Source organism: Herpetosiphon geysericola (genome assembly GCF_001306135.1).
GTDB lineage: Bacteria > Chloroflexota > Chloroflexia > Chloroflexales > Herpetosiphonaceae > Herpetosiphon > Herpetosiphon geysericola.
In genome coordinates this window covers 227,451-250,993 of record NZ_LGKP01000035.1, presented here as the reverse complement: position 1 = coordinate 250,993, position 23,543 = coordinate 227,451, and the positions used below count along the sequence as shown (strand labels likewise).

The 23,543-nt window shown below is 51.3% G+C and carries 22 protein-coding genes; 4 read left to right on the top strand and 18 right to left on the bottom strand.

Going from position 1 to position 23,543, the window contains the following annotated elements; all coding sequences use genetic code 11:
- Nucleotides 1-56: 56 nt before the first annotated feature.
- The 13 genes from nuoK to tsaE form a co-directional block, all read right to left on the bottom strand.
- A complete protein-coding gene (gene nuoK / locus SE18_RS21910) occupies nt 57-374 on the bottom strand; it encodes an NADH-quinone oxidoreductase subunit NuoK (RefSeq protein WP_054536607.1) in 318 nt (105 codons plus the stop codon).
- Between the two features lie 10 nt (nt 375-384).
- On the bottom strand, nt 385-1,071 hold the full coding sequence (locus SE18_RS21905) for an NADH-quinone oxidoreductase subunit J family protein (protein WP_054536606.1): 687 nt from the start codon (nt 1,069-1,071) through the stop codon (nt 385-387).
- 59 nt (nt 1,072-1,130) lie between these two features.
- Complete coding sequence (nuoH, locus tag SE18_RS21900; protein WP_054536605.1) at nt 1,131-2,372, bottom strand: NADH-quinone oxidoreductase subunit NuoH; 1,242 nt, start codon at nt 2,370-2,372, stop codon at nt 1,131-1,133.
- Nucleotides 2,373-2,375: 3 nt separating this feature from the next.
- Nucleotides 2,376-3,374 (bottom strand): 4Fe-4S binding protein, encoded by a 999-nt coding sequence (locus SE18_RS21895; RefSeq protein WP_054536604.1) that lies wholly within the window; start codon nt 3,372-3,374, stop codon nt 2,376-2,378.
- Complete coding sequence (locus tag SE18_RS21890; protein WP_054536603.1) at nt 3,371-4,483, bottom strand: NADH-quinone oxidoreductase subunit D; 1,113 nt, start codon at nt 4,481-4,483, stop codon at nt 3,371-3,373. Before SE18_RS21890 ends, SE18_RS21895 begins: the two co-directional genes overlap by 4 nt.
- A 3-nt stretch (nt 4,484-4,486) precedes the next feature.
- Nucleotides 4,487-5,023: an NADH-quinone oxidoreductase subunit C gene (locus SE18_RS21885; RefSeq protein ID WP_054536602.1), complete on the bottom strand. Its 537-nt coding sequence runs from the start codon at nt 5,021-5,023 to the stop codon at nt 4,487-4,489.
- Nucleotides 5,007-5,759 (bottom strand): NADH-quinone oxidoreductase subunit B, encoded by a 753-nt coding sequence (locus SE18_RS21880; RefSeq protein WP_054536601.1) that lies wholly within the window; start codon nt 5,757-5,759, stop codon nt 5,007-5,009. Before SE18_RS21880 ends, SE18_RS21885 begins: the two co-directional genes overlap by 17 nt.
- 88 nt (nt 5,760-5,847) lie before the next feature.
- Entirely contained in the window at nt 5,848-6,204 is a 357-nt protein-coding gene (locus SE18_RS21875; RefSeq protein ID WP_054536600.1) for an NADH-quinone oxidoreductase subunit A, read from the bottom strand.
- 304 nt (nt 6,205-6,508) lie between these two features.
- Entirely contained in the window at nt 6,509-6,985 is a 477-nt protein-coding gene (locus tag SE18_RS21870) for an FHA domain-containing protein (protein ID WP_012192498.1), read from the bottom strand.
- Nucleotides 6,986-7,714 (bottom strand): FhaA domain-containing protein, encoded by a 729-nt coding sequence (locus SE18_RS21865; protein ID WP_054536599.1) that lies wholly within the window; start codon nt 7,712-7,714, stop codon nt 6,986-6,988.
- A gap of 27 nt (nt 7,715-7,741) precedes the next feature.
- Nucleotides 7,742-8,269 (bottom strand): P-loop NTPase family protein, encoded by a 528-nt coding sequence (locus tag SE18_RS21860; RefSeq protein WP_054536598.1) that lies wholly within the window; start codon nt 8,267-8,269, stop codon nt 7,742-7,744.
- Nucleotides 8,266-8,937: a tRNA (adenosine(37)-N6)-threonylcarbamoyltransferase complex dimerization subunit type 1 TsaB gene (gene tsaB / locus SE18_RS21855; protein ID WP_054536597.1), complete on the bottom strand. Its 672-nt coding sequence runs from the start codon at nt 8,935-8,937 to the stop codon at nt 8,266-8,268. Before tsaB ends, SE18_RS21860 begins: the two co-directional genes overlap by 4 nt.
- A 40-nt stretch (nt 8,938-8,977) precedes the next feature.
- Nucleotides 8,978-9,493 carry a tRNA (adenosine(37)-N6)-threonylcarbamoyltransferase complex ATPase subunit type 1 TsaE gene (tsaE, locus tag SE18_RS21850; protein ID WP_054536596.1) on the bottom strand — a complete coding sequence of 172 codons (516 nt, stop codon included), beginning with the start codon at nt 9,491-9,493 and terminating at the stop codon, nt 8,978-8,980.
- A gap of 253 nt (nt 9,494-9,746) precedes the next feature.
- On the opposite strand from tsaE, the gene clpB reads away from it, so the two are divergent.
- Both clpB and SE18_RS21840 read left to right on the top strand, forming a co-directional pair.
- Nucleotides 9,747-12,326: an ATP-dependent chaperone ClpB gene (gene clpB, locus SE18_RS21845; RefSeq protein ID WP_054536595.1), complete on the top strand. Its 2,580-nt coding sequence runs from the start codon at nt 9,747-9,749 to the stop codon at nt 12,324-12,326.
- A gap of 103 nt (nt 12,327-12,429) precedes the next feature.
- Entirely contained in the window at nt 12,430-12,870 is a 441-nt protein-coding gene (locus SE18_RS21840) for a nuclease A inhibitor family protein (RefSeq protein WP_083470073.1), read from the top strand.
- Here the strand turns inward: SE18_RS21840 and SE18_RS21835 are convergent.
- Nucleotides 12,867-13,709: a hypothetical protein gene (locus SE18_RS21835; protein ID WP_152976719.1), complete on the bottom strand. Its 843-nt coding sequence runs from the start codon at nt 13,707-13,709 to the stop codon at nt 12,867-12,869. The genes SE18_RS21840 and SE18_RS21835 overlap by 4 nt on opposite strands.
- Nucleotides 13,710-14,164: 455 nt before the next feature.
- Here SE18_RS21835 and SE18_RS21830 point away from each other — a divergent pair, with 455 nt between their 5' ends.
- Complete coding sequence (locus tag SE18_RS21830; RefSeq protein ID WP_054536592.1) at nt 14,165-15,460, top strand: sensor histidine kinase; 1,296 nt, start codon at nt 14,165-14,167, stop codon at nt 15,458-15,460.
- Here the strand turns inward: SE18_RS21830 and SE18_RS21825 are convergent.
- The 3 genes from SE18_RS21825 to SE18_RS21815 form a co-directional block, all read right to left on the bottom strand.
- Entirely contained in the window at nt 15,435-16,331 is an 897-nt protein-coding gene (locus SE18_RS21825; RefSeq protein ID WP_054536591.1) for a phosphatase PAP2 family protein, read from the bottom strand. The genes SE18_RS21830 and SE18_RS21825 overlap by 26 nt on opposite strands.
- A gap of 98 nt (nt 16,332-16,429) precedes the next feature.
- Nucleotides 16,430-18,175: a DEAD/DEAH box helicase gene (locus tag SE18_RS21820; protein WP_054536590.1), complete on the bottom strand. Its 1,746-nt coding sequence runs from the start codon at nt 18,173-18,175 to the stop codon at nt 16,430-16,432.
- Nucleotides 18,176-18,420: 245 nt separating this feature from the next.
- Nucleotides 18,421-19,815: a hypothetical protein gene (locus SE18_RS21815; protein WP_054536589.1), complete on the bottom strand. Its 1,395-nt coding sequence runs from the start codon at nt 19,813-19,815 to the stop codon at nt 18,421-18,423.
- Between the two features lie 629 nt (nt 19,816-20,444).
- Here SE18_RS21815 and uvrB point away from each other — a divergent pair.
- Nucleotides 20,445-22,541, top strand: coding sequence for an excinuclease ABC subunit UvrB (gene uvrB / locus SE18_RS21805; protein WP_054536587.1), 2,097 nt, complete (start codon nt 20,445-20,447; stop codon nt 22,539-22,541).
- Between the two features lie 33 nt (nt 22,542-22,574).
- On the opposite strand, the gene SE18_RS21800 is transcribed toward uvrB, so the two are convergent.
- Nucleotides 22,575-23,489, bottom strand: coding sequence for a PH domain-containing protein (locus SE18_RS21800; RefSeq protein ID WP_054536586.1), 915 nt, complete (start codon nt 23,487-23,489; stop codon nt 22,575-22,577).
- Between the last annotated feature and the right edge of the window lie 54 nt (nt 23,490-23,543).

Genomic DNA, 23,543 nt, shown 5'->3' with positions numbered 1-23,543 from the left:
AATTGCAAAGGGTGGTCAAAGTGGTTCGCACTCTCGCCGGCCTTTGCAATCCGTCACTATCCTTTAAGTGTATCTATTTCGTCAGCGTTAATCGTCAGGCGAGCGCGATAGATTGCAATCACCATTGCCAAACCAACCGCCACTTCAGCAGCGGCAACTGCGATGGTAAAAATTGCAAAGATCAAGCCAGCCGTGCCAGTTGGTTGTAGGTAGCGCCAGAAAGCAACTAAGTTAATGTTGACTGAATTCAACATCAACTCAATCCCCATCAGCATCCCCACGATGTTGCGCCGCGAGAGCGCCCCAAACAGGCCGATGCAGAACAATCCGGCAGCGAGGGTAAGCACCCACACTAATGGGACAGAACCAACCATCGTTTTCTCCTTATGCCTGTTCGGAATCGAGCAGAATAACCGCAGCTTCGGCTTCGCGTGGCACAACCGCGCCTTCAGCATCCCGTGGCTCGACAATCCCACGTTTTTTCAACGCCAGTTCTTCGGCCAAGGTCAGCACACGACGACGGCGGGTTCGTTCTTCATAGGCAATGACCACTGCCCCAATCAAAGCCATCAGCAACAAGACTGACACAACTTCGAATGGCAAGAGATATTCGCCCATAAACGAGCGCCCAATTTCGGTCGCGGTCGCAACTTGCAGGCTATTGGCTGCTCCTTCAACCGGAGCTGGGCCAACTTGGGCCAGTTTTGCTGCTTCTTCCCAGGTAGCGCCGTGCTTCCAGAGGGTTGGCACAATCACCCCGAATAGCCCCAAAGCAATTAACAGGGCTACCCACCAGCGCTCAAACACCACGCGCACACCTTCACCAGTAACTTGGCGTGTGAGCATGATAGCAAACAATACGAGGATTGAAACAGCCCCCGCATAGACCAAAATCTGAACAACTGCTAAAAATTCAGCTTCCATCAGCAAATAGAGCGCTGCCACCCCGATAAACGAGGCAATCAGCCATAATGCTGAGTGGATGATGTTTCTAACTGTCACGACCATAATGCCCGAACCGAGCGTCAGCAGTGCGATGACAATAAAAACACCTATCGCAATCGGGTTCATCAAGCTAGTCCTTCCGTATGAAGGATGGAGCAACCGCCCCATCCTTCACGCTTGCGCTTTTACGATAATCCAAGAGCAAGTTCTTCGTCGGTTGTGTATAAGTGTTTCTGAACGTTGCGGTTGGTCAGGCGCATAATCAGCGCCACAGCTCCCGCGTTGATCAACAAGGTCAGCACAATGGCAATCGCCAAACGACCCCAGTTGGTCGCGTCAGCAGTGCTTGGCGCGCCAAACCATTCGGTCAATTTCGGCCATTGTTGGTCCCAGCGCAGCAATGCTACCCAGAACGAGGCGCTCAGAATGTTGACCAAAACCAAGGGCAGCAAGAACTTCCAAGCAAAGCTCATCAGTTGGTCAACCCGCAAGCGTGGTACAGTCGCACGGATCAACACCATCACAAAGAACAGCGCGAAGGACTTGAGCAGGAAGTAGATGAGTGAGAGCAAACCGCCAGCAATCCCACCAAGCGCATCAACGCCAGGTCCATTGCCGCCACCAAGGTATAAGGTTGCGGTGATAAAACACACTGCCAAGTTGCTCATGTAGTTTGAAAGATAGAAGACCGCAAACTTCATGCCGCTATATTCGGTCATATAGCCTGCAATAATTTCCGAGTCTGCTTCGGGAATGTCAAAGGGTGTCCGTTCGCCTTCGGCCAAACTAGCCGTGAAGAACAAGGCAAAACCCAATAAACCCACTGGCGAAAAGACATACCAGCCCAAGCCAGCAAAATCGTTTTGGGCTTCGACAATCTTTTGCAGCGACATCGAGCCGGTCATCAAAACCACTGGGATAATTGCCATAACTTGGGGAATTTCATAGCTGATCAATTGCGCAACCCCGCGCATCCCGCCAAGCAAGGCAAATTTATTGTTGGAACCCCAACCAGCCATCATCATGCCGATGCTGTGCAAGCCGCCAGTGGCGATCACAAACAACACTGCTGCGTTCAAATCGACGGGGAACATACGCCCCCACGGAATGACCGCAAACGACAGCACGGTGGCCCCCAGCATCACCACTGGAGCCAAAAAGTGCACAATTTTATCAGCATCGCGCGGAGTTGCATCTTCCTTGGTCATCGTTTTGATGGCTTCGGAAATTGGCTGCAACAACCCTTGCGGGCCGACGCGGTTGGGGCCACGGCGGTCTTGCATATACGAAATCGAGCGACGTTCATACCAGGTCAGGAACATCATGCCAACTGAACCGCCCACGAGAATGAGGGTTACTTTAATGATGCTGGCAATCAGAACACTCAGCCATGATGCAAAGCCTAGTTGTGTTAGTGCATCAGCCATCGATTATTCTCCTCGTTGGGCACGTTTCGCAGCGCGAATTGCCTCAAGTTTGGCACGTTTGTCTTCTGACATGTTTTGGCCAATCGCCGCAACTGGGCCAGTTGGCGCAGCACTTGCTGCTGCTGGCGCATCGGCCACGGTTTCAACCACTGGCGCAGCTTGAGCGACTGGCGCAGCATCTGCCGCACCGCCACCGCGCTTGGCAGCATTAGCGGCCCGAATTGCCAGCAACTTGGCGGTTTTGTCTTCCGACATGTTTTTGCCAATTGCGGCCACAGGACCACGGGGCTTGGCTGCGCCTGCTGCTGGAGCTGCGCCTGCTGCTGGAGTTGCAGCGGCGGCGACTGGTGCACCACCCTTGATCTTTTGACCATGGTCGCGACCAATATCGCCTGGGCGACGTTTGATATTGTTTTGCAACTTCTTCATTGCTTGTTCTTTGACTTCCGACCACATGGTTGGCGCAATCGTTTCGTAGTAGGAAACGGGGCGCAACAAGCGGTTGTAATCTACATCAAGCTCTGGATGGTTAGCAGTTGATAATTCAAAATCGTGGTCCATTTTGATTGCATCGAATGGACAGACTTCAGCACAGTAGCCACACGACATACAGGTGTCGTATTCCAACACAAATTTGGCGGCGGCTGGCACTGGCTTGCCGGTAGCGGGATCTTTGGCTTGGGTAATGTGAATCACCTGAGGAGGGCAGATCCGCTCACATTGGAAACACGAAGTACACAATTCATGACCAGTTGCATCATCGTAGAGCAAAATTGGCATATTACGATAGGCTTCAGGAATCGCTAGCCGCTCTTCGGGATACTGCACGTTGAATTGGCCTTCGGTATCGGCGCGGTCGCTGTTGGGCTTGCCAAACAAAGCTTTGCGGAATTTGCGAAACACAATTCCCAAGCCCTTGGTCATCCCCTGACCACCCCGAAAATCCGCGTCATTGCGTTCAACAACAAACACGTCTTCAGTTGCTAAATGGCTCAACGTCATCGGTCTACCTCGCCCATCACGATATCGATACTACCCAAGATAACCACAACGTCGGCAATCGTGTAGCCCTTGCACATATCGGCCAAGGCCGAGAGGTTGATGAATGATGGGGCGCGGACTTTATAGCGATAGGCGCTGCCCGTGCCATCACTCACCACATAGAAACCTAGCTCGCCTTTGGGTGATTCAACCCGGGCATAGGCTTCGCCAGCAGGAGCCTTGAGGCTTTGTTGCTTGACTTTGGGATTGATAAAGCCGCCAGTTGCATCGGGCAATTGTTCGAGCGCTTGCTCCAGAATTTTGTACGATTCGCGCATTTCGGCGATCCGCACCAAGAAGCGATCGTAAACATCGCCCACGGTGCCAACTGGCACTTTGAACTTGAAGCGATCATAGACGGCGTATGGCTCGGCTTTGCGAATATCGTAGGCAACGCCTGAACCACGCAGCACTGGGCCAGTCACGCTATAGGCTAGCGCCAACTCTTTGGGCAACACGCCGATGTTGCGCGCGCGCGCCAAAAGAATTTCACTGTTGAGCAGCAAGCCTTCGAAATCGTCGAAGTAGTGCGGTAGACCCTGCATCAACTTCTTCAATTCAGTGATAAACCAATCGTCGATGTCGCGCACCACGCCACCAAAGCGGCAGTAGTTACACATCATGCGAGCACCCGACACATATTCAAACATGTCGAGAATCTTTTCCCGTTCGCGCATACCCCAGAGCAATGCAGTTTGCCACGCGCCCATGTCGCCGAGCATAAAGCCCATTGCGGTAGCGTGGTTCAAAATTCGCGAAAGCTCATCCATAATGACGCGAATGTATTGGGCGCGTTCAGGCACTTCAACGCCGGCAAGCGTCTCAACGGTACGGGCGTAGGCATGGTTGTTGACCATCGAGTTGAAGTAATCAAGGCGGTCGGTGAAGGGCATATTTTGCAAATAGGTATTTACTTCACCAAGCTGCTCGTGATTACGATGCAAGTAGCCAAACACTGGTTTAAGGTCAACCAAGGTTTCGCCATCGACGGTAACAAGCATCCGGAACACACCGTGAGTTGAAGGGTGCTGAGGACCAATATTAATTTGCAGTTCTTCAGTCTTTAGCATTGACTATTCTCCCGTGACGTGGGTATATTTATCGCCCGTCTTGGGGAAGTCTTTCCGCATTGGAAAGCCCTTAAACTCATCCCACATGTAGATCCGTGCCAGATTTGGATGGCCAGGAAACACCACGCCATACATATCGTAGGCTTCGCGTTCTTGCAAATCGGCACCAGGCCATGTAGGCGTTAGCGATGGAACAATGCACTCTTCTGGGCTACGACCAATCCGCACCCGCACCCGCAGGTCGGGGCCACCTTCAGCAGCATTATAAAATTGATACACCAATTCAATGATGCCATGCTTGAGGTAATCGACCGCAGTGATGTTGGAAAGGAAATCGTAGCCAAATTTATCACGGACGAAATGAGCAACCTCGACAATCGCCTCCGCCTTAACCACTGCGTCGAAATCGAGCAGCACGGTTTGGCCTTCGCCATGGGCTTCTGCTTGGTCGGTTGCTTGGGTATCCCAACGGCTATCGAGCACGTTGGGCAATTCGGTTTGCAGGATCGAGCGCAGTTCGCCTCTAGCCAGCAATGCCATGGCCTACCTCCTCGATCGTTACCGTGCCAGCCCGCAACATTGGTTTGGGCTGATTGCCTTCCAAGGCCTTGATTGATGCGTCGCGTTCGCCTTTGCCACCCAAGGCTGGGCTAACAAACGGCGGCATTTTTGGCGTGCCGCCAACTGGGTCGGCAGTGCCAGGGATGCCCGCAACTTCCAAGCCTTCAGCACCAAAGACCGGAATTGGAAACTCGTTGACCACGCCTTCGTCATCGCCATACCAGCGCACTTGTTGCAACGCTTGGACATCGATTTGCGCTTGCAAGGTCATCAACGAGTGCAACAACGCTTCTGGCCGTGGTGGGCAGCCTGGAATATACACATCAACAGGCACATATAAATCAACCCCGCGCACCACGTTATAGCCATCGCGGAAGGGGCCACCAGAGGTCGCACACGCTCCCATCGAAATCACATAGCGTGGTTCGGGCATTTGGTTAAACAAACGAACAACCTGTGGCACCATTTTCTTGGTCACAGTTCCAGCAACGATCATCACGTCAGCTTGGCGGGGTGAGGCGCGAAAGAGTTCCGAGCCAAAGCGCGAAATATCATAGCGCGAAGCTGCTGCAGCAATCATCTCAATCGCGCAGCAAGCTAACCCGAACTGCATCGGCCACACCGAAGAGCGGCGACCCCAGTTGTACAGCTTATTGATGGTCGTAAACAGCACCCCCTGCTGCTCAAGATCCATTTGCGTTTGTAGATCAGACATACGCCCTCCGGGCAAATTGGTGAATTGAAGTAGGCCAAGGCCTAGCGCAGTCGCGCCGCCTCCGCGCCGTCACGCCCCTATTCGTCGTTTAGATCCACTCAAGTGCGCCTTTTTTCCAGGCATACACCAAACCGATGGTCAGAATTGCTAAAAAGACCACCATTTCAAAGAGGGCAAACAAGCCCAGTTGCCCATAAGCCACTGCCCATGGATACAAAAAGACCGTTTCGATATCGAAGATCACAAAGGCCAAAGCATACAAGTAGTATTGAACTTTGAACTGGACCCAGATGTCGCCAATCGCCTCCAAACCACACTCGTAGGTCGAAAGTTTAACCTGTGTTGGGCGATTTGGTCGTAAAAAGGACGACAGCACCAGAGGCAAAAGCGGAAAGGTAATCGCGGCAACCGCGAAGATTCCGATAAACGCATAGTTTGTAAGCATAGGTCGGTCTCCTAGTGATGCCCGTTACAAACACACAAAGAGCGAGACGGGTAGCCCCAGTACTCGCTGTACACAATTGCACTAACACCGTGCAGCCATTGCGAAGTATATCACAGGCAGATTAAACTGACAAATACCTTTCACCCCTCAAGAGGTCGTTTTTAGCCCTTTATAATCAGCTATTTCTAAAAAATTAAATTATGTCAAGTTCTCATCTGGGGCGTTAGCAAGCAGTCGTGCATGGGGATTTTTGGGCTAAAAAAGGGCAGCAGCATCAAGCCAAGCTCAATGCTGCTGAAGGCACTTAACGGGAGAGTTTTAGCTCAATCCGCCCAATCCGAATGATGTCGCCATAGACAATCGGGGTTGGGTCGGCTACTTCAATGTCGTTGATAAAGGTGCCGTTGGTCGAACGCTGGTCTTCTAGCCACCAACTATCGCCGCGCCATTCCAACAAGGCATGCTCCGAGGATAAAAATGAGTCGTTTAGGGCTACATCGCTATCAGGCCGCCGCCCAATCATATTCACTGCACCAAGCTCAAAGGCATAGCCGCGCTGCAAGCCAGTATCGCCGCTCGACATGACAATTAACTTGCCATACAAATTTTGCGCCGCTCCCGCCAGCACGCCCGCACCACCAGTTCCAGTGCCAACTACCTGCAATTCGCGTCGAATAACCCGTACTACCTGATATAAAAAGAAGTACAAGAAAAAGATCACGCTAATTCGTAACAGCAAGATCACAAAATCAAGCGTAGCACTGGTGATGCTCTGACCCATTTAGGCCTCCTCAAAACGCAATTCCAAACCACCAAGCGACACAATGTCGCCGTTGCGCAGTTCCCGTTCTTGCACCGGATCACCATTGACAAACGTGCCATTGGTCGAACGCACATCGCTAATCCAGAAGCGCCGCGCCCGATAGCGCAGCTGGGCATGCTCGCGCGAAACGCGACTATCTTCAAGAATCAAATCGTTGTTTAAACCGCGACCTAAATTGGTCACCGATTTTTTAACTGGGATGCGGTGTTCGCCTTGGTCAGTATACAAGATTAAGTTGGCTTTCGGCGGGGTTGGTTGGCCGCTAATCGCCGCCCCAGTTGGCCCAATCATCTGAGTGCTGCCGCCAAGATGAGCTGGCGCTTCGCTGATTTGGCCATCGATCATAATTGAGCGTTGCTTCACCGCTGGATCAGCCACCAACTCCACATTCGGATGATGCACCATCGTAAAACCACGCTCACGGGCTAGCTCAGCTAAGTAGCGAGCCATTTCATGCTGCAAATTGGTTTTAACCGGCTCAAAGGCTTTGTAATCGTCAGGGTGCAAATGCGCTTTATAGGCATTCGGCACCAAAATCCGATCCATACTAATCGTTTGTTGGCTTTCCATCGCCCGTTCAAGGCGCTTGCCAATTTCAGCTGGTTGAATTGGGCTGCGAAACAAGCGCGCCACATTGCCTTCAACCATGCCTTCCATAAATTGTTCAAAGCGTGATAATGCACTCATCGATAAACCTCCGTGCGCAGGAGACTGCTACGCTGACATCTGCGAGAGATCAAGGAGCAATTGCTCAATCGCCGCATCACCACGTAGATGAAAAACCAATTTATTTGCTCTGGCTTCCGCCAAACCGGCTAACGTCCTTGGACGCCGAATCCGTGGATACGTCCAAACAAAGTCGAAGGCAACCCAATCAAGTTTTTCTGGGCAATCTGCCGCCAAATCAGGCCGCGAACGCCCATGATACATAATTCGGCGTTTAATCACCCGCCACAAGCAACGCAAACGCGGCTGATCGAGAAAAATCACCGTGTCAGCGTAGGGCCAACGTTCATCAAGCGTCGCTGAATAATTGCCATCCATAATCCATTGTGACGCTTGCACCAATTCACGTTGTTGCGCTCGGAACGTCTCGCGATCTGGCTCAACCCAGCCTGGCCGCCAAAAATAGCTATCAAGGTGGATGACTGGCAAATTTAATACAGCGCCAAGTCGCTTTGCCAGCGTACTTTTGCCCGAACCCATCGAGCCAAAGATCAACACCCGCTGGATGCTTTTCACTTGGTCGACTCCTTGACCGCCGCCCCCAAATACGAAGGCTCTAAGCTGGTCAAATCGTCGCGTTCGCCTGCTTGCAGCCGATTCCAAGCCAGCTCGGCCACAAAGCCTGCCCGCCGCAAACCAACTGCTGGCGATGGAATCACCACTCCAGCTCCACGAGCTTCGTTGATTGCCAAGGCCAAGCGTGGGTCGACATCGCCGCAGACCAACGCCAATTCAGGAATCGCCGCCAACAGTTCATCCCGCGAAACATTGCGCTCTTGGCCAATCCGCATCCAAGCGCGGCGCAAGCGAAATTCAGCCATGGCATAGCGATCGCGGCCAAGTTTGATCACCGCCACCACGCTGCGCCCAATCCGTTGATGTGGATAGGCCAAGGTTTCAAGGCTGCTAATGCCGAGCAAGGGCAAATCGTGGGCCAAGGCTAAACCTTTGGCGCTGCTCATGCCAACCCGAATGCCGCTCCACGAGCCAGGCCCGACCGAAACGGCAACGCCAGTTAATTCAGCAGGAGTCAGATCCAGGTTGCTGAGCAACTGTTGCGCCATTGGCAAGAGCTGGGTTGAATGACCACGCCCAGCAAACCAATTGGCTTCTGCACGTAAACCCTGAGCATCATAAATCGCTACGCCAGCAGTGTCGGTGGCGGTATCAAAGGCAAGTAACATAACGCAATCTCAATCTAATAACCCAGGCAATAAGCCTGATCTATTTACCACGTAAGCGCTGAATCAATTGTTTATAGCGCTCGCCATGCGGTTTGAGCCGCATCATGCGTTTGGTTTCGGCCAAGTGATCGATCCGAATTTCCAGATATTCGCTGGGCAACGAATCGGCAACCCGCTCGGCCCATTCGATCACACAAATGGCGCTATCGTCCCATAATTCTTCCAAACCAATCGAATCGAAATCTTTGGCATTGCCCTCAAGTCGATACAGATCAATATGGTGAATGCGGGTACGGCCATGGGTTTTATCGGCAGTATAGTTATTGACTAAAACAAAAGTTGGGCTGGTAACGTCTGCTTCAGGGATACCAAATGCGCTGGCAATGCCTTTGGTTAAGTGGGTTTTGCCCACGCCAAACGTCCCAAACAACAGCACTAAATCGCCAGCAGTTAAGGCTGCGCCGATTTGCTGACCAATCCGCACCGTGTGGGCTGGCCCATGGCTCACCACATCGATGCTATCAGGCTCTAAAATGGCAGGAATACGTGCTTTCATAGGCTCAATTGTAGCATATGCTGGCTGAAAACGGGCATCATGCCAATTGCCATGGCTCCTATGCTCTACGCTACTTGTCAAGCCGATCAACGCCGCTTTAGCATAGCGCAAAAATACCAACCATATGCTGATATTTTGCTGAAACCAAACAACGATTATGTTCAGACAATCTTCTAATAGTGGCCTACTATATTTTTAACATCGCTCTGCTATGCTTAGCGCAGTTACAACTGAATAGGGAGGTTTCGCACTCATGAATTTGAATATTTACACCGAAAAATCACGCGCAGCTATCTTTGATGCCCAAAGCATCGCTTCTCGCAATGGCCAAAGCGAAATCACACCAGAACATGTGCTTGTGGCCTTGCTCGAACAAGCAGATGGCGTGGTTCCGCAAATTATCACGAAAATGGATCGCGATCCGCAAGCCTTAGTTGCGGCGCTTAACGATGAAATTCGGCGTTTGCCACGTGTCAGTGGCACCCAAATGCAGCCTGGCATCGGCCAACGGCTTGATCAAGTTTCGCAGACTGCCGAAAATGAAGCCAAAGGCATGGGCGATGAGTATGTTTCGACCGAGCACCTTTTGCTTGGCCTCGCCAGCGAGCGCGCCAAAGGGCCAGCTCAGCGTTTACTCACATCGTTTGGTATTACCAAAGATGCAATTCTCAAAACCTTAACTGCCATTCGCGGCAATCAACGGGTTACCGACCAAAATCCCGAGGGCAAATATCAGGCGCTCGAAAAATATGGCCGCGATTTAACGACCTTGGCTCAGCGTGGCAAGCTTGACCCCGTGATCGGACGCGATGAAGAAATTCGGCGCACGATTCAGGTGCTTTCACGCCGCACCAAAAATAATCCAGTGCTCATTGGCGAACCAGGTGTTGGCAAAACTGCCATCGTCGAAGGCCTTGCTGCGCGGATTGTGCGCGGTGATGTGCCTGAAGCCTTGCGCAACAAACGCTTGATTGCGCTCGATTTGGGCGCGTTGGTCGCTGGCGCGAAATTTCGCGGCGAGTTTGAAGAACGGCTCAAAGCAGTGCTCAGCGAAGTTACCAACGCCGAAGGCCGCGTAATTTTGTTTATCGATGAGTTGCATACCGTGGTTGGCGCAGGCGCAGCCGAAGGCTCGATGGATGCCTCGAATATGCTCAAGCCAGCTTTGGCTCGCGGCGAATTGCACACCATCGGCGCAACCACACTCGATGAATATCGCAAATATATTGAAAAAGATCCAGCCTTGGAGCGCCGCTTCCAGCCTGTGTTGGTCGGAGAGCCAACGGTTGAAGATACAATCTCGATTTTGCGTGGCTTGAAAGAACGCTACGAAACGCACCACAATGTGCGGATTACCGATGCTGCAATTGTGGCCGCAGCAACCTTATCCAACCGCTATATTGCCGATCGTTTCTTGCCTGATAAAGCAATTGACTTGATCGACGAAGCTGCTGCCAAACTGCGCATGGAAATTACCAGCGATCCGGTTGAACTTGATGAGATCAAGCGCAAACGCATGCAATGGGAAATAGAACGCGAAGCCTTGAAACGTGAAAAAGATCCTGCGTCCAAGGAGCGTTTGGAGCGGCTCGAACGCGATTTGGCCAACTTGCGCGAACAACAAGCGGTGCTGGATACCAAGCTTTCGAGTGAGCGCGGCGCAATTAACGCCATCGCTCAACTAAAGGAAAAAATTGACCAAACTAAGGTGCAAATTGAGCAGGCCCAACGCCAATACGATTACAACCGCGCCGCCGAGTTGCAATATGGCACGCTCAATACCTTAGAGCAACAGCTCGGCGAGGCCGAAGCCAAAGTTCGCGATATGCAAGAACATGGCATGCTGCTCAACGAAGAAGTATCCGAAGAGGATATTGCCCAAGTTGTCGCCAAATGGACTGGTATTCCGGTTTCCAAACTTTTGGAAGGCGAGCTGCAAAAGCTGGTCAAAATGGAAGAACGGCTGCATGCCCGCATTATTGGCCAGCACGAAGCGGTCAAAGCCGTTTCCGATGCAGTGCGCCGTTCGCGGGCAGGTTTGCAAGATCCCAATCGACCACTTGGTTCGTTCCTCTTCCTCGGGCCAACCGGGGTTGGTAAAACCGAGTTGGCCCGGGCCTTAGCTGAATTTTTGTTCGATGACGAAGCAGCCATGGTCCGGATCGACATGTCGGAATATATGGAACGCCACGCTGTCGCCCGGCTGATTGGTGCGCCTCCAGGCTATGTTGGCTATGAAGAAGGCGGCCAATTGACCGAGGCCGTGCGCCGTCGCCCATATAGCGTGGTGCTGTTCGATGAAATTGAAAAAGCCCATCCTGATGTGTTCAACACGCTGTTGCAATTGCTCGATGATGGTCGCTTAACCGATGGTCAAGGCCGCTTGGTCGATTTTACCAATTCGGTGGTGATTATGACCTCGAACATTGGCAGTAGCCGCATTCAAAGTTTGGTTGATGATGAAGAAGCAATGCGCGAAGCAGTAATGGAAGAATTACGCGACGAGCTACGCCCAGAATTCCTCAATCGGATTGACGATGTGATTATCTTCAAGCCATTGACCCAAGCTGAAATCAAGCATATTGTTGATATTCAGGTTGATCGGCTAAGCAAACGCTTGAGCGAACGCAAACTCAAATTAGTCCTGAGTGAAGCAGCCCGCCAACATCTCGCCCACGTTGGCTATGATCCAGTCTTTGGGGCACGGCCACTCAAACGCGCTGTACAAAGCGAGCTGCTCAACCCGCTCGCCTTGGAAGTGCTCAAAGGTCGCTTCCCAGCAGGCACAAGCGTAAGCGTCGATGTCGATGCAGGCAAACTGATTTTCAACTAAATCAATCAAACTCAGCCCCCATCAGTAGCGTGATGGGGGCTTTTGTTGGCGCGAAAAATGCCCTATACTAGCCGCATTCAGCCAATGATAGCTGGAGCAGCCTATGTCCTTTCGTCGTCCACGTCGCGGGCGGATCAGCCCAATTCGACTTAAACAAGGAGTTCTTGTGGCCAAAACAAGTCTAGAGAACATTACTGCCGCAGCCGATGGCTTGCAGATGATGAGCGAAACCGATGCGCCATTCACGCCCTATACCTGGGATGCGACGACTCCATTCAGCCCCGAAGCGCTCGCTAATGGCCAGCCGATCCAAACCATTAGCCTTGAGCAATTCTTTAAAAATGCTACCAGCGTGCAAGATTGGCATGGCGAGGCCGAAAAAGCGACAGTTAGCCAATTTCAGCAGTTGGTCGAAGTGCTCAAGGCCGAATTAACTGACATTCAGGTCTATCGGCTGGGCGAAATTAACATTGATGCCTATATTTTGGGCAAGGATAGTGCTGGCAAGCTGGTTGGCTTAAAAACCCAATTGGTAGAAACTTAGGCTAAAAACCATTGGACTAAAAATGGTTTACAACGCCGCCGTAGCCGATCGCGCAAATTGTACAGCTCGTTGGCTTGCAAACCAAGCTGTTTGGCCAAGGCAGTAATGTTGTTATCCTCGCACAACAAGGCATACCAATACTGCTGGGCAATTGGATACAACGGATCATCGACCATCGCGTGAACTTCAGCAGCCATATGCCGTTGGAGTTCACAGCGCTCAACATGCTCGTGTGGCAGAAGATCGGGAGAAGCAATAGTATCGCCTAACTCACGTTGACAGTCGCGACCACTACTTTGGCTCAGATAATAGGTTTGATCTTGGGGTTTTGGCGTATACACATTGGCGCTTTCATGAATTCTGCGGCCACCAGAGCCGCCATGTTTCTTGGCATCTTTGGCTCGCCACCAATGGATAATTGCCCGATCGGCAATGGTGTGGATATAGCTGCGTAAGCGAGCTTCAAAACGAAACTGCGGCAACGAACGCTTAACATTCTCGTAGGCGACTAAATCTGGTGAATGCTCGCATAATTGAGAGCCATTGCCCAATGAGAAGCGTTTGCAGCGATACCAGCTCAGAATCTCATCCATAATTGAAACCCAGATAATTTCGTGATGGGGATGTTGCGGATCGCAAGCAGCGGCAACAGTGGCATAATCGTGATAGATATTGGTAACAATATCGGGATATTTGGCTGGATTTGAGGCGGGATTGCGTTGCAAAATTTCACAACTGCGCTGGCAAAGAAGCTGACATCCTGCCCCATCTAATTGCCAACCATGGTGTCGATTCAATTGGCTTACTATATCTCCAATAGTATCAGCGTACATACTCATATACTGCTCCCGTCTTAGTCATTAAGACTAACGGATTCAATAACTAGAAACAGCTGTACTGCATAACAAGAGGTAGTGTTACGATGAATTGCAGAACGCGGCGGTAGAGCGTGAAGAATCCTGCGTCGATAATACAGAGTTGGGATAATCTGGCTCCTTATTTCAATTATTTTAATAAGCCAAAAGACAATTGGTGAACAAAATGACGGCAACAATTGATAACAGTTACTGTGGATAGAGCTATTAAATCATGATCTATTTAGCTGCCACAAGTAGCCATAAGGACTTATTTTGGATAGGACTAAGTGCTAGGTATTGGCTAGGCGCAACAAGCTTTGTACGCGCTTCAAAAGGAACTAGATCACGATAGGATTAATAAACTATTAAAAAGTGTTAGAGTTAATCATTAATAAAACCTTTAGCCGCACTCACCCTGATTGCAAGAAAGCAAATCTATGCCCAAGCAAGCACCGCTCAGCTGGAAAGCCCGTGGATGGCGCTGGATGAAACAGTGGTGGCAGGATATTGTCCATGGTGCCGATCCATTTGCGACCTTAACAGCAATTTTGGCCTTGTTTACTGGGCTGATTGGTATTATGGGCGCATTCAATTTGGATTATGGTGGCGCACCAACAGGCGTTATCTTGCTTGATTTTGGGGTGGCGCTCTGTTTGGGTGGCTTGGCTTGGTGGATGTTCCGCCAACAAAGCGCGATGTGGCCGCGCTGGATTGTGGTAGCAGTGCTGACCTTAGCATGTTTTTATGTGCTGGCCACAATTCCTTCAGATGCAGCGGTGGTGGTTTTGACCATGTTGCCGATTTTGATGGCCATGTTAGCGAGTCGGCGTTGGTGGCCAATCGCCTTTTACCCGCTCTCCGTGACGATTGTGGCCTCACTGCACGCTGGTGGTTGGCAAGTATTTACCCCAGCAATTATCGCATTTAATATTTTGGAGTTTTTGATGCTTTGGGGCGTAACCTCGCAAGCTGTGCAATTTGCCAAAGCGCGAGTCAAAACCGAAGCCCAATTGAGCAAAGAGCAACAAGTTCGCCAATTTATGCGCTTCTTTCAGCACGAATTACGTTCATATAGCAATAGCCTTGATGTGTTGCTGCCAATGCTCAATCAACAGCTTAGCGAACGCCCAGCGCTTGAACAATCGACAATTCAGCCGCAAGAATTGGTAAGCGTGCTCCAAAGCACTGCCGATTCAATTCGCCAACTGACGACTGAATTGCTAGTACTTACGCGCGAAGGCCAATTGCTGCCCCAACAACGCATGCCGATTCAACTTTTGCCCTTGCTGCAAAGCGAACAGGCCGAAAGCCAAGCAGAAATGCAACGCCATGGGCTTAATTCAACAATTCAGCTCGCTTGTCCTGTTGAGTGCATTGTGATTGGCGATGCACTTTTTTTGCGTTTAGCAGTACATACAATTTTACAAAATGCATTTGAGGCGCTGTTGCGCTACCCTGGCGAAGGCCAAATTTTCATTCAGGTTGAGCAAACAGCGCAGCAAACTACAATTGTTATTTACGACACAGGCAAGGGCTTTCCAAACGATTTACTCGATCATTTGAACCAGGCCCAATCGTTAAATCAGGCCTTGGGCTGGACAACCAAAATCGGTGGCAGCGGCTTGGGCATGCCCTTAATTCGCCATGTTGCGATGCTTCACGGTGGCACTGCACACTTTAGCAATCGGCCTGAAGGCGGGGCACAGATTAGGCTGGTGTTGCCCCAGGTTTAGCTAGCGTCAGCCGAAAGACCAATGGCGCGCCAAAGGTCGTCCACATCCCAATAATCAAATAGCGCAAGCCATCGGCCAATAGCGTTTCGGGCAAGATACTTTTGAGCACTGCCCTCAGCACAAACACGACACTAATGCCAATGATGATTTTCATTAATTGGCGCCACCAAACGCTGCGCACTTGAAATTGAGCATAGCGCTGTTGCAAACCCAATGTGCCCAATGAACCAGCCAAAAAGCCCAGCATCTTGACCCGATCAGCCCCAGAATCAAGCATTAACCCAAGCAAACAAATGGCAGCCAACCCCAACGCCAAACCTTCTTGGGTTTTCGGTGGCAAAGCGCTAATCAGTGGCGTAAGATAGATGCTGGCAACCACAATCAAGCTGCCAAAAAACCAGCCACCAAGCACATCAATTGGCCAATGCACACCCAGATAGAGCCGTGAAAAGCTCACCAGCACAATCATCAGGCCCGCCAAAGCCCAAACCCAGCGTTGTCGCAGCCACAACCCAACAAACGCCCAAAAAACCAAGGTATGTTGGGCATGACCACTGGGAAACGAAGGAATCCACGAACCATCGGGATTAAGCGCGGTTGCTTTGGCGGCCTCGCTCAGCGGGAAGCGCTCTGGATAGGCAGCCGCAGGTCGAACCGTATCAAACCAATCTTTGAGCCAGGCATTTGTATAAAACGAACCAAGCAGCATCAGCAGCAAGCGCACACCCAAGTTGATACCAACACACCAAAAGATAATTGGCCCTAACAACAGGTAAAAATCCTCGCCGCCAATGTTGGTTACCCATAAAAACAGCTGATCCAGCACTGGGGTACGCCATTGCTGCAAGCGTTCGAGTAGATCAAGTTGCATTGCCAACCTCACTAAAATAGTTGGCGCAATTATACGTTAACCAAAACCGGCTCCTTGGTAGCAACCAAGGAGCCGGAGCACTGGACGGATAAACGATTTTAGCGGCGTGGGCGAGCCAAGGTTGGGGTGATTTTCACGCCCCGAATTTGGGTTCGGCCAAGCGCAGCCAAGACACGGTTAGCGGCATCGTCTGGCACATCGACAAAGGTGAAGTTATCGAAAATGTCGATTGCTCCAATCGCGCGGCCTGGCAAGCCAGATTCGTTGGCAATTGCGCCCACAATATCAGCAGGGCGTACACCTTGTTCGCGGCCAATGTCCACAAACAAGCGGGTCATGCCTTCTTCGCGGAACGAGCGGCCACCACCATTGCGATCGCCGGTGCGAGGAGCGCGGGCAGCACGGTCGCCAGTCCGTTCGCCAGGCCGGTCACCACCACGTTCGCGGCGGTCACCACGGCGACCGTTATCGCGGCTATCGCGGCGATCGCCACGACGTGCATCGAAGGTTGATTCATCTTCGACCATTTCCAATGGATCTTCGGCGGTCAAATCTGGTTCGCCGAGCATCATTTTGAAAGCGGCAGCGGCCAAATCGGTTGGTGAATATTGTTCGGCCAATTCTTCGGCCAAGACCAAGTATTGCTCCAAACCACCGTGTTCGTTGTGTTGCTCAATCAACTCGCGCAAGTTGTCCTTGAAGGCTTCGCGGCGGCGAGCCACCACGTCGGCAATCGTTGGCAAGCGCAAGCGTTGAATTGGCGAGCCAGTCATGCGCTCGATCGTGCGCAATTGGCGGCGTTCGCGAGGCGTTACCAAGGTAACCGCAACCCCTGAACGGCCAGCCCGACCGGTGCGGCCAATCCGGTGTACATAGGCTTCTGGATCAAGCGGAATATCGTAGTTAATTACGTGGCTGACATGTTCGATGTCCAAACCACGGGCAGCTACGTCGGTTGCAACCAAGATTTCAACTTGTTCTTCGCGGAAGCGTTTCATCACGCGGTCGCGCATTGCTTGGCTCAAATCGCCGTGCAACAATTCAGCCCCATAGCCGCGAGCCAACAATTTTTCACCAAGCTCATCGACCATCGCCTTGGTGCGGCAGAAAATAATCGCCGAGGTTGGCATTTCAAGGTCGAGGATGCGGGTTAAGACTTCAAATTTATCGCGTGCGCCAATTTCGTAATAAACTTGGCGAATTTGGGGCACGGTCAATTGTTCGCGCTCAATCGTCACCATTTGGGGTGAATTCAAGTATTTGCGAGCCAAACGAGCAATTTCATCGGGCATGGTTGCCGAATACAGCGCAGTTTGGCGATCTTTGGGCGCGCGTTCCAAAATATATTCAATATCGTCAACAAAGCCCATGTTGAGCATTTCGTCTGCTTCGTCGAGCACCACGGTGCGCACGGTTGAAAGATCAAGCGTGCCACGTTCCATGTGGTCCATCAAACGGCCAGGCGTACCAATCACAATATTAACGCCGCGCTTCAAAGCTCGTAATTGGCGATCAATTGGCTGACCACCATAAACTGGCAAGGCGCGAATGTTCAAATATTTGCCATACGCCGAAATAGCATCCGAGACTTGGACGGCTAATTCGCGAGTTGGGGTCAAGATCAAGGCTTGCACACCCATGGCCTTGGGGTCGATGCGTTCAATTGTTGGCAACGAAAAAGCTGCTGTTTTGCCGGTGCCTGTTTGTGCTTGAGCGATAATATCTTTGCCACTGAGCATCAAACCAATACTTTGGGCTTGGATTGGGGTTGGTTCTTCATAGCCAAGTTCAGTAATTGCCCGCAACGTCGCTTCGCCTAGCCCAAGTTCCGTAAACGTAGTCATTAAAAAGAGTATCCTTTCGGTGAATGTAGGGTTAACAGCCCTTTGCTGTTACCGTCCCGCAGCGTGCGGAGTCGCCCTAACCCCCCGAATTGGCAAGCAAGCGACGCGCACGACACAAAAAACGCGGGGGCTATACCGCCCGCGTTTTCGTTCTCTGCTTAGCGTTAGATCCAATTATAGCATGATTTTTGGATTATGCCAAAACGTAGATAGCTGCATCTTATTAATTTTTCATCTAGTTAGCTTCATTTTATGTAAAACTCAAGCTGTGATAGCCATGGAGTTTGAATCGCTTGGTCTGCTGCTTGTTCCAGCAATAATTGACTATCGGGCTTGGCTTGTTGCCAACGAGCAAGCGCATAAAGATAGGCCAATTGTGGCTCAGCAGGATTTGCCTGATAGAGCGGGGCAATGAGTTGTTCTGCTTCTGCAGGCAGCGAACATTGCAAAGCAACGCTAGCCACCACCCGCCGCGCGAAATCATCAACCGCACTCTTCAAGGCTTGGCGGCCATACTTCAGGCCACTCCTACAGCGGCGCAACGGTGTGTTGATATAAAAATTGGCAGCTTCTAGGGCCAACGTTCCGCTCATTGGCCCAGTTGCAAGCGCTTGATCGTAGGCGGCAGCAGTGCCATTAAAATCTGCTTGGCTTAGGCTAATCGTTGCTGCAACAAGGTAATTTTCGCTGCTGCCTGGCTCCAAATTAACTGCCTGTTGCAACGCGGCAAGCGCTAAATCGGGTTGGCCGCTGCTGGCGGCAATTTTGGCTTGAGTTCGCGGTAAGGTTGCAACGTTGGGCCATTGAGCTTGAGCAGCCTCGATCAAGGCCAAGGCGGTTGCACTATCGCCAGCGCTCCAATGTAGCAAGGCCCGCTGGTTGGCTGCAAAACTTGCCATCGAATCGTTGCTAGGAATTTGGCTCAGCAAGATGTCGGCAGCCTGCCAGAGACCTTGATCGCTCCATAAACTGGCCACCCCAAGCATGCGTTGGGCGGAATCTTGGGGCACAAGCTGCTTGAGACGTTGCAGCCGTTGCTGCAATTGCCATGGATTTGCCAATTGCAGGCCGTTCGGCTGGAACTGAATTTGAGCTACGATGGCTTGGGCAAGCTGTGGATCATTGGGCAATGCCAGCTCAGCGCTCCGCAACCAAGCCCAATTCTGCCATGGCTGTTGCAACGCTTGAGCCTGATTCAATTGGTTGGTTGCACTGATTAGTTCGCCGCTCCGTAACGCTATTTCTGCCCGTAGCATATGGCTCCATGGCGTAGCTGCCAAGGTTTTAAGTGCTGCTTGAACCGTTGCTTGATCGCCACGTTGCAAGCCAGCCCACGCATAGAACTGCCAGGCTTGTTGATGCTGTTCAAGGCTCAATGGCTGGCGAAAAACCTCGATTAGTTGATTGTGCGCTGCTTGCCACTCGCCACGGGTCAAATAAAGCTCAGCAAGCAGGAGTTGGTTAGGGACGCTGGGCTGGGCTTTGATTAATTGCTGATACAGGCGTGTGGCTTGGTGCCACTTGCCAGCTAAACGAGCTTGGGCTGCTTGGCGCGCCAAACTTGGCGGTTGCTGCACCAGCAATGCCAACCCGAGAATCATAATTAAACTTGGCCCAAGCCAACGCCAAATCCGTGCCACACCGACCTCCCAACGCAGATTGAGGCTATTATCCACGATTTTATATGATTGGGGATCGGGTTTTGATCCACGAAGAGCACGAAGATAAGGCTATGGGCTATGTGCTTTTGACTATCGGACATCGGGGGGAATAGACAACACAGAAACAATCCACAAAACAAATATTAGGGGGTGCTGGGGGATGAAAACCCCCGGCGTTTCCCTCCGGCGGAGGGACGGAAGGGTGGCGAAACGAATTTAAAGCACTCAGCGATTAATAAAAACGAAACTACGAAGGGCGCGAAGCACACGAAGGGAGTTTTAACGCAGCGGCGCAGAGAAAGTGAGGCTCTTGGCTTTTGGCTATCGGACATCGGGGGAATAGACAACACAGAAACAATCCACAAAACAAATATTAGGGGGTGCTGGGGGATGAAAACCCCCGGCGTTTCCCTCCGGCGGAGGGACGGAAGGGTGGCGAATCAAAAGTATCAATAAATCATTGACAAAGCCAAAAAACGCCAATCCCGATCGACTCGAGCAATGCTAAAAAATCGTTATAATAACACAATTGTTCGGTAATCAGTCGCAAGAACGACCATAAATAGCAGCAAGCGCAGTATAATTAATGATGTGATTTAGGAGGTCGTATGCCACCATTAAAAGTCCATGCACCCTACGAACCGCGTGGCGATCAACCACAAGCCATCGCCCAATTAGTCAATGGCTTGAACAGCGGGCTTGTCCACCAAACACTCTTGGGGGCAACAGGGACTGGCAAAACCCATACAATTGCCCGGGTTATCGAACAAGTTCAACGGCCTACCTTGGTAATGGCCCACAACAAAACCTTGGCCGCCCAATTGTATGCAGAGTTTAAAGAATTTTTTCCTGATAATGCCGTCGGCTACTTCGTTTCGTATTACGATGCTTACACCCCCGAAGCCTACGTGCCATCGAAGGATTTATATATTGAAAAAGAAGCCCAAATCAACGAAGAAATTGATCGTTTGCGCCACGAAGCAACCCAAGCGCTGTTTACCCGCACCGATGTCATTATCGTCGCCTCGGTTTCGGCGATTTATGGGCTTGGCTCGCCAACCGATTATGGTCAGGTTGCATTGAAGCTGAAAACAGGCGAGGTTCGCAACCGCGATAAAGTGTTGCGCACACTGATCGATCTGCAATTTGAGCGTAACGATATTGATTTTCACCGTGGCACCTTCCGCGTGCGCGGTGATACGCTCGAAATCTTCCCTGCCAATGCAGAAACTGCTTTTCGGATTGAAATGTGGGGCGATGAAATTGAGCGCATGGTCGAGGTCGATCCGTTAACTGGTGAGATTTTAACCCAAAAAGATCACATCGAAGTCTTTCCGGCCAAGCACTTTATTCCCAATGCAGAAAAAATGCAGGCCGCGCTGAATGACATTCGGCTTGAGCTAGAGCACCAAGTCGCTCACCTTGAAGGCGAAGGCAAAATTCTCGAAGCTGCACGGCTCAAGCAACGCACGCTCTACGATTTGGAAATTATGGAAGAATTGGGCTATTGCTCAGGGATTGAAAACTACAGTCGGCATATGGATCGGCGCGGCGAGGGCCAAACGCCGTGGACCTTGCTCGATTACTTTCCTGATGACTTTCTCTTGGTCGTCGACGAATCGCACATTTCGGTGCCACAGATTCGCGGGATGTTCAATGGCGACCGTTCGCGCAAGCAAACCTTGGTTGATTTTGGTTTTCGCTTGCCCTCAGCGCTCGATAATCGCCCATTGATGTTTGATGAATTTTCCAAGCATGTGCATCAAGCAATTTATGTTTCAGCTACGCCTGGTGTGTACGAATATCAACATCATGAACAAGTGGTTGAGCAAATTATTCGGCCAACTGGCTTGCTTGATCCCATGGTTGAAGTGCGCCGCACCCGTGGCCAAATCGATGATCTGCTTGGTGAGATCAAACAGCGGGTTGATACTGGCTCGCGGGTGTTGGTAACGACGCTCACCAAGCGAATGGCCGAAGATCTGACCGATTATCTCAAAGAAATGGGCGTGCGCACCCAATATTTGCACTCCGATGTCGATACAATTGAGCGCATCGATATTCTGCGCGATTTGCGCTTGGGCGTGTACGATGTGCTGGTTGGCATCAACCTGCTGCGTGAAGGCTTGGATTTGCCCGAGGTTTCCTTGGTGGCGATTCTTGATGCTGATAAAGCTGGCTTTTTACGCTCAGAATCGTCGTTGGTGCAAATTATTGGGCGGGCAGCTCGTCACATCGATGGCACGGTGCTGATGTACGCCGATAATGTCACGCCAGCGATGGATTATGCCATTAGTGAAACTCGCCGCCGTCGCCAAATTCAAGAGCGCTACAATCAACAACATGGCATCGAGCCAAAAGGGATTGTCAAAGCGGTGCGCGATTTGACCCAAGGCATGAAGAAGGTTGCCGAAAAATCAGCACAATACAAAACCAGCGAAAATCCTGATAGCATGACCAAAGAAGAGCTGTTCAAACTGATCAGCGAGCTGGAAAAGCAGATGAAACAAGCTGCCAAAGACCTAGAGTTTGAAAAAGCGGCCTTGCTGCGCGACCAACTGACCCAAATGCGCCAAACTTTGGCCTTGATCGACAACACGGCCTTGCTGGAAAGCGTGAACCACAAACCACGTGGCGCTGCGCCAGTTGCAGTCGAAGATCCGGGCAAGCGCAAAGTTAAAGGTCGCTCACGCGGCAAACTTTAATCATTAAATAAACTGCGCGGCTGGTTGCAGCAGCTAGCCGCGCACCACCACCCACACGGCAACCCCCAAAAAGAGTTGAATCACCGCGCTGCCAATTAACAAAGCAAATGCGCCAGCTCGTGAAGAGCGATAGACCAACGCGCCAAAGCCTGCATTGATCAACCACGCCAACAAGCCAACCAGCGGCAAGGCCAATAATTGTTCGCGGGCCTCAACCCCGCTCACCGCGCCAGTTGCGTCGATCCGAATTGGCACTTCTAAAGGCAATTGGTTATAGCGCCAAGCAATTAAGCCCCAGACCGCAAAATTGAGCAACAGCCCAACGACTAAAGTCCAGCGAACTGCATTATTTAGCCAAAAATCGTAGGCGATGCGGCTTGAGCGTACCACACCTTCGCTTTGAACCTGCACAACCCCCAAGTTGAGCCGACTTTCAAGCTCTTGGATGAAGCTCTCACGTTGGGCGGGCGTAATCACATAACTGCCGCCAGTGGTGCGCAAGAGCAAGGCTTGGGCGATGGGCTGGGTGCTAAAGAAATTCAACACCTGCTCATCGGCAGCTTGGCCAACCCCAGTTGTATAGGCAAATCTGGTCAAAAGGCCGGGCTTTTGTTTCACGCTGACACTTGGCTCAACCGCGGTAATCAAGTTCATTGGAACAACAGCAGTATTGCCAAGCCAGTGAATCGTCAAGGCATTGCGGTCGACCCGATAATGCAACGTTAAGGCGCTACCAACCCGATAGAGCATAATTAAGCTGATCAAAAAGCCCGAAACTGCGCTTGCAAACCAAGCAAAGGTTGTTAAATCGATGCGCCATGACGTTGCAGCACCGCTGATATCGGCGAGTAATTGCATGGTTGCCCAAATTGTTGCCACAATTACGAGCAGCGTAATTACTAGGGCAACCCAGACTCGCAAAGTTCGTTTGGCCCACCATCGATTCATGGGAACTCCTCAGATTAAACAACAAGTGGCGGGTCGGCATTGACCCGCCACTAT